Source organism: Microbacterium paludicola, assembly GCF_039529675.1.
GTDB lineage: Bacteria > Actinomycetota > Actinomycetes > Actinomycetales > Microbacteriaceae > Microbacterium > Microbacterium paludicola.
Genome location: NZ_BAAANG010000055.1, coordinates 1 through 6,441, shown reverse-complemented (window position 1 = coordinate 6,441; position 6,441 = coordinate 1). Strand labels below are relative to the sequence as shown.

Here is a 6,441-nt window from a genome sequence, read left to right as displayed (position 1 = left end):
GTGAGACCTCTCCCCGCGCCGATCCTGCGCTGTCCTGTCTCAGGGGAGTTGCGGGATTCTCATCCGAGTTGCGATGCGTCTCACCAGACCTGCGATGTCTCATCCGAGTTGCGTGAGGGCCCCGCGCGACCCGACCTCTTGGCGGTCTGACTCGTCAGTCGGTGGACCGCTGGCGGCGCTGCTGTCGGATCGCTGCTGCCTGTCGCGCGACGCCGTCGCGGTCGACGCCGCGGGCATCCTCCGGGGCCGGCGGGAACCGCTCGCCGTCGTTGTGCAGTGATTCGAGTCGCTCGGCCTCGGCGATCATCAGACGTTCCACCAGGGCAGAGAGGGAACCGGAGCTCCCCTCCTCCTCGCGGGTCCACCACCAGGCGGCTTTCAGTCTCTGGTGCGTGTTCTCGTTGTGGATGTAGTACGCCTGCGAGCGGTATCCGGTCGAGCTCGTCTGGGCAGGCGTGCGTGCGGTCATCGAGGGAAGGTCCGTTCGGGTGTGGGCCTTGAAAGACACCGCCAAACGATGTCTTTTTCGAGCGGGGGATATCCCACTACCCCAGCAGGTCGGCTCGCGTCCTGCAACCGGCTGTCGCGCTCAGCCGCGGTTGACGGTGCACCACTCGGCCGGGCAGAGGTCCAGCCCGTAGAACTCGATCATGAAGTCGTTGGGCTCCACGTAGCCCCACACGCTCGGCGGGGCGCCGGCGTCCTTGCTGGTCGGGAACGCGGCCATTGCCTCGTCGGTGGTCCCTGAGACGTCGATGCGCAGGTCGAGGTGGCAGCCGTACGACGGAGGCATGTCACCCATGCCTCCGATGTGGTCGCCGATGTCGACGACGTCGCCGAGGCCGACGAGCCGGTCCTCCGGCCAGATATGCAAGTACTCGTACTCGACGCCGGTGGCAGGGTCCGTGATGCCGAGGTAGGGGCCTGCGTCGGTGGTGACCGTGCCGGGCCGGATCGCGTAGACGGGGGCGCCGCAGCCTCCGGTGGCGAAGTCCCATGCCGGGTGCCAGCAGGACATCGCGCCGTAGCAGTCGCGGGGGCCGTAGTCGCTGGTGACCTGGTAGGTCTGCGCATCGAGCGGCAGGACCGCCTCGCCGTTGTCCTGGCTGCCGCAGCCGCTCCCGCTGCCTGGCCCGACGGCGGCGAGGATCGACTCGGCTGCCTCCTCCCACTTGTCGTAGGCGGTGGGGAACGCCGAGACCTGGACCTTCTGGGCCGCTTCGCCGCGGCTCAGCTCCTCCCAGCCCGGGATGTCGAACAGGCCGCGGGGGCTGCCGCCGTTGGGTCCGTCCGTGCCGCCGAAGAACGCGCGGGTGGCGTAGTCGACGTCCATGAGCTCCTCAATGCTGCCCCAGTTGGCCGCGGGGCGCTGCTGGAACGGGTTCACGCTGTCGTGGTCGCTGCCGACGCCGTCGTTGGGGTACTCCAGCGACTCGGGCACGTTCGAGTTCGCGAGGTTGCGCAGGGTGGACTCCTGCAGGGCCGTCATCAGCGCGATCGTGATCGCATCGTCGGAGGCGCCCACCTCACGGGCGGTGCCGACGATCTGGCTGGCGACCTCGAGTTGGCGGGCGTTGAGGGTGACCGTTCCCCCGCCGACGGGGACCTCGAGCGAGTCAGGGACGATAGCCGGATCGCTCCCGTCCTCGTTCGGCGCAGGCGCGAGGGTGCTCTCGGGCCGATCTGGCCAGCCGGTCGGGGGTGTGGACCAATCGGCCGGCAGCTGCTGGCCGGGCGTGCAGCTGTCCGGGTTCTCGATGGCCTCCTGTGTTCCGCCGGCGGCGGCCGCGACGGTCATGATGAGCACGAGAAACCCGCCGCCGGCGACGCTGAGTGCGGCCAGGGCGGCGCCGATGCCGACGGCGAGCTTCTTCATGCCTTGCTCGGGGTCTTCGCCGCCTGCATCTGCGCGCGGAGGCGGGCGAGCATCTCACGGCGATCCTGCGCGCGCGCGCTGGTGTGATGCGGGGCGCGCGGAGGCAGGCTCGAGACGTCGTGGATCATGACGGAGTCGGTGCGGCGTACGCGGGCGCGGCCGTCCTTGTCGATCTCGAACCGTCGGTGGCCGGGAACCTCGATCACTCGTGCCGGCGCCGGATCGCTGGCGTTGTTCTCGGCGGGGCCGGTGACGATCGCCTTGGCGGCGGTCTTGGCCGTGCTGGCGGCCTTGGACTTCGCCGCGTTGGCGGCCCCCTGGGCGGCCAGCTTGCCGGCGGTGAGGGCCAGGCCCGGCACACCGCCCTTGGCGCCCTTGGCGAGCTCGACGGCGACTCGTCCGACCTTGAGCGCCTTGGTCGCGTTGCTGCCCTTCGACGGCGACGGGTTGGGGGTCGAGGGCACCTGCTCCAGCTTCATCGGCTCCGACGCCGGGGTGCCGGCGGTGAGCTGCTTCTGCATCGGGGCCGGCTTCGACGGGGCCTTGGGCTCCTGCGGTGCCGCCTCCGGGGTCGCGGCCGAGCGCGGCCGGCGGGAGAACACCTGCTGGGCGAGGTCGTATCCGGACTTGAGCGTCGCCATCTTCACCAGCGGGTGAGTGCTCGAGGAGGCTCCCTGCATGCCCAGTCCGATTCGGGCCAGGCGCTGCGCGATCGCGTGGCCGGCCTTGAGCGTGCCCCTGCGCATCCGGACGATGATCACGACCCCGAAGATCATCGCGAAGACGATCAGGATCACTCGCAGGTTGTGAGGCAGGCGCAGCACCTCGTCGAGGCCGAGGACGTACATCAGGAACTTGAGGTACATCGACAGGCCGCAGGTCATCACGACGATGCCGAACACGCCCATGACCATGTCCGAGACCGCCTTCCACAGCGGGCCGCGGTCGACGGGGAGGATCGCGATCGGGCCGAAGATCATGGACTTCACGCCGGCGATGAGGAACCCGCCGACGGCGATGATCAGCAGGGCGCCGATCGCGAGCGAGACCGCCAGCAGCACGATGATCGCGATCGCGTTGGAGACCGAGAAGATGATCGCCAGGAAGCCGGCGATCGAGCGGGTGAAGTCGATCGACTGCTCGGCGCCGTTCGCGCGCATGCAGTCCTCGAGCGCGCCCTTGGCGTCCTCACCGTCGATCTTGAACGTGGTGAAGGCCTCCTGGCAGGCGTCCGGCAGCACCTGGCCATAGGAGATCGCCTGGTTCGGGATCCGCACGAAGACATCCATCATCGCGGCGGTCACGCCGGAGGAGAGAGTCGAGCCCGTGCCGGTGGTGATCTCGTACTCGGAGTCCTTGTCGATGACGATGCTGTTGGCGATCTCGCCGCCCCACTGCTGCGCCTGGGGCAGGAGTCCGCTGGGCTCGGCGACGAGGCTGGCGACGGGGTTGGCCAGCATCCCACCGACCAGCGCGGCGATGATCGCGGCCATGAACGCCTCCGACAGGCCCGCCGCGGTGCGCCCGCGCATCACGGCGATGCCGGCGAACAGTGCTGCGATCGACAGTGCGAACGGTGCCCAGTGGATCTCGCCGAACATGCCCTCGAGCCATTCGGCGAACACGGTGACCGGGGTGGAGATCCAGTCGACCCATCCGAAGCAGAGCATGAAGTTGAGGAACCACAGCGTCAGGCCCGTGACGACCCACAGGATCGCCCAGATCAGCTGCGCGAGGAACTGGATGAGGATCGCGTGGATCTCCCACGGGGCGGGCTCGTTGAAGCTCAGCGCCACGTAGCTGTCGAACGGGACGCCCTTGGAGTCGCGCAGCTCGGTGTCTTCGGGCAGCAGCCAGCTGGCGTGCGCGGCCTGCTGGGAGGCGAGGACGATCCAGGCGATCACGAGCAGGGTGATGATCGCCTTGGACCACCGCGGGTGCTCAGCGCACCAGAACCGGATCCGCCAGGCGAGCTCGTGCATCCCGTGCAGCTGTCGGGCGTAGAACGCGATCATGCCGCCGCCTCCTCTGGCTTCTTGGACGGGGTCGACAGGACCGCCAGGCGCCGCTCGGGACGGTGAGGCAGGATCGTGCGGATCCTGCCGTAGCGGCCGCGCACGTCGCGCATGATCGCCTCGCCGCGACGGTCCATCGGAACCGTGCCGTCAGGTCCCATCGGGGAGGTGTCGGAGGTGATCGTGGCGACGGTCTCGGGTTCGACGGGCAGGCCGAGCCACTTGATCGCCCGCTTGGCGAGCGTCTCGTCGGTCTGGCGCATCACGAACCGGATCTTGATCAGACCCCGGGTGCGCTCGTCGCCGAAGTCCTCCGGGTCGTGGGAGGCGACCGCGGCCGCAGCCCCGTGCTTGCGGCCGTCGCGGAAGAACGTGCGCAGCTCGTCCTGACCGTCGCGGGAAGCGGTGATGTGGTGGCACTCGTCGAAGAACGCCACGGCGAGCTGGCTGGGGTCGGCGAAGCAGACCTCGCGCGCGATCTGCACGAGCTGCGCGTACATCGCCCGGCCGAACACCTGGTCGATGGTGAGCTGCTTGAAAAGGTGCTCCTGCTCGACCTGCTCCTTGTCGGGCAGCTCCATGCCGTGGGTGCAGAAAACGATGGCCTCGGCGTTCAGATCCAGCGGCGGCAGCGTCTCGTCGAACAGGACCCGGCCGATGTCCTTGGTGGACACCACGCGGATCAGACGCAGCAGCTTCTTCGCGATCGGGTCCTGGTCCGCGATGGTCTGCAGATGGGCGACCAGGGTGCCCAGCGACTGGATGCCGTGTTCGGTCATGTAGTCGGGGGCGAGGATCTCCGACAGCGCGATTCCCTCGTCGTCGAAGCTGTTCAGGTTGAGCAGCATCGAGAACAGCGACTGCACCATGCGCGCGCCCTGGGCCGGGCCGAACACGCGCAGCGGATCGAGGGACCATTCGGGGGCGAGGATGTCGACGATGCGGGTGCTGGCCTGCGGCAGCGACTTGGCGAAGATCGCGTACTCGCGCAGGTGGGTGCGGTCGATGACGACGATGCGGCCGCCGCGGTCGACGACAGAGCCGGCGACGATCTTGAGGAGCACGCTCTTGCCGGCGCCGAGCTCGGCGACGATCCCGAACGAGCCCGAGGCGTCGGCGGCGATCGACCCGTACAGGTCGAGCAGGCATGGGGTGTGCCGGCCGGTGGTCGTGTTGTCGGCGATGCGGATGCCGCGCTCGTCGCCGAGCGCGCTGGTGACGATCGGCAGCCCGGAGGCGAACTCGCGGCCGGTGGTGATCTGCGACAGCTCCCGGACGATCCGGGAGGTGGGGATGCCAGGCTGCATCGCCCACCACAGCTCCTCCTGCCCGCCGAGGGGTGCCTCGAGGAGGAAGTCGCTGGCCTTGAAGTCTGCTGCGACGAACCGCGCCTGCTCCATCGCGAGCTCGGGGCTGGGGGCCGCGACGGTGTACATGATCGTGCCCTGCACCTCGACCTCGCGGTCGGAGGAGTTCAGGGAGCGCTGGTAGGCGGCGAGGGTCTCGGCGATCTCATCCAGCTCGGATCCCGATCCGGTGATCGCCAGGGTGCCGGACTGCTGCTTCTCCTGGTCGACCAGCTGCTCCTCGGCCCGCTTGTTGCGGCGCTTGACGACCTCGGCGGAGCTGATCTGCATGCGGATCGCCCAATCGACGTCGATGCCGTAGTGGTCCACGCGGGAGATCCACTCGACTCCGGGCACCTGCCATCCGGCCTTCGGGCTGCCGACGAGCGCCTGAGTGACCTGGTAGGACGGGGCCGAGTCCATGTGCGAGGACTGCACCTTGAGGTAGCGGCGGTTGAACGGGACGTGCCGGCGGATGCTGTTGCGGGTCAGGTCCGACTGTCCGCCCTCGTCGATCCACGGGCGCGGCATCGCGGTGGGCGGCTGCGTGGCCGGGACGCCGTCGATGCCGGGCTGCTCGTTCTCCCCCGGCACGGCGCCGTCCGTGTACAGGCCGCGCTGCTGGGCGTGCATCGCCATCCACACGTGCTGCGCGGGCGTGGCCGGCCGGGGCTGGAACACCTTGGGGATCTTCTGCTGGATCAGGTCGGCCGCCTGCATCGCCTCGGCGATCTCGGCCTTGGTCGGCAGAGAACGCGGCAGAGCGAACTGCTCGCGGACGAACGAGTCCCCGGCGCGCAGGGCGGCGAAGGCGCGGGCCTTCCAGTTGCCGGCTGCCAGCGGGATGCTCAGCCAGAAGGCGCGCTCCCCCAGCGGCACCTCCTCGAGGGAGTCGAGCGTCAGCGCGGTCTCCTCGGCCCACCCGAGCGACTCGTGCAGGTCGACGCCGTCGAGCATCCGGTCGACGATGTCGGCCGGATCTGTCGAGGCGCACAGACCCATCAGCAGCGCCTCGCCGCGGAGCGACTGGAACAGCGCCTGGTGGCTGGCCAGGACCGCGCCCTTCATCTCGTCGGTGCCGAGACCGTAGGGCAGTCCGCGCAGGCGCCACGTCGCCCACACAGTGCCCCACCTGCTCCACATCAGCCCTCCGGAGAGAGCGACCGCTGGCATCCGCATGACGTGCTCCTTACTTTCCTGATGC

At 69.2% G+C, this 6,441-nt stretch carries 4 protein-coding genes; all 4 read right to left on the bottom strand.

Features of this window, described 5'->3' with window-relative positions:
- Positions 1 to 154 precede the first annotated feature (154 nt).
- The gene (locus ABD161_RS15630; RefSeq protein ID WP_344005084.1) at positions 155 to 469 is read right to left on the bottom strand and encodes a ParB family protein; all 315 of its coding nucleotides are present in this window, start codon (positions 467 to 469) and stop codon (positions 155 to 157) included.
- Between the two features lie 120 nt (positions 470 to 589).
- Positions 590 to 1,876, bottom strand: a complete 1,287-nt coding sequence (locus ABD161_RS15625) for a M23 family metallopeptidase (protein WP_344005081.1) — start codon at positions 1,874 to 1,876, stop codon at positions 590 to 592.
- Positions 1,873 to 3,891 (bottom strand): hypothetical protein, encoded by a 2,019-nt coding sequence (locus tag ABD161_RS15620; protein ID WP_344005078.1) that lies wholly within the window; start codon positions 3,889 to 3,891, stop codon positions 1,873 to 1,875. Before ABD161_RS15620 ends, ABD161_RS15625 begins: the two co-directional genes overlap by 4 nt.
- Positions 3,888 to 6,416, bottom strand: a complete 2,529-nt coding sequence (locus ABD161_RS15615) for an ATP-binding protein (RefSeq protein WP_344005075.1) — start codon at positions 6,414 to 6,416, stop codon at positions 3,888 to 3,890. The genes ABD161_RS15620 and ABD161_RS15615 overlap by 4 nt, the downstream gene beginning before the upstream one ends.
- Positions 6,417 to 6,441 lie beyond the last annotated feature (25 nt).

Coding starts and splice junctions, on each gene's coding strand:
- ABD161_RS15630 (WP_344005084.1), bottom strand. CDS start 469: ATGACCGCACGCACGCCTGCCCAGACGAGCTCGACCGGATACCGCTCG.
- ABD161_RS15625 (WP_344005081.1), bottom strand. CDS start 1,876: ATGAAGAAGCTCGCCGTCGGCATCGGCGCCGCCCTGGCCGCACTCAGC.
- ABD161_RS15620 (WP_344005078.1), bottom strand. CDS start 3,891: ATGATCGCGTTCTACGCCCGACAGCTGCACGGGATGCACGAGCTCGCC.
- ABD161_RS15615 (WP_344005075.1), bottom strand. CDS start 6,416: ATGCGGATGCCAGCGGTCGCTCTCTCCGGAGGGCTGATGTGGAGCAGG.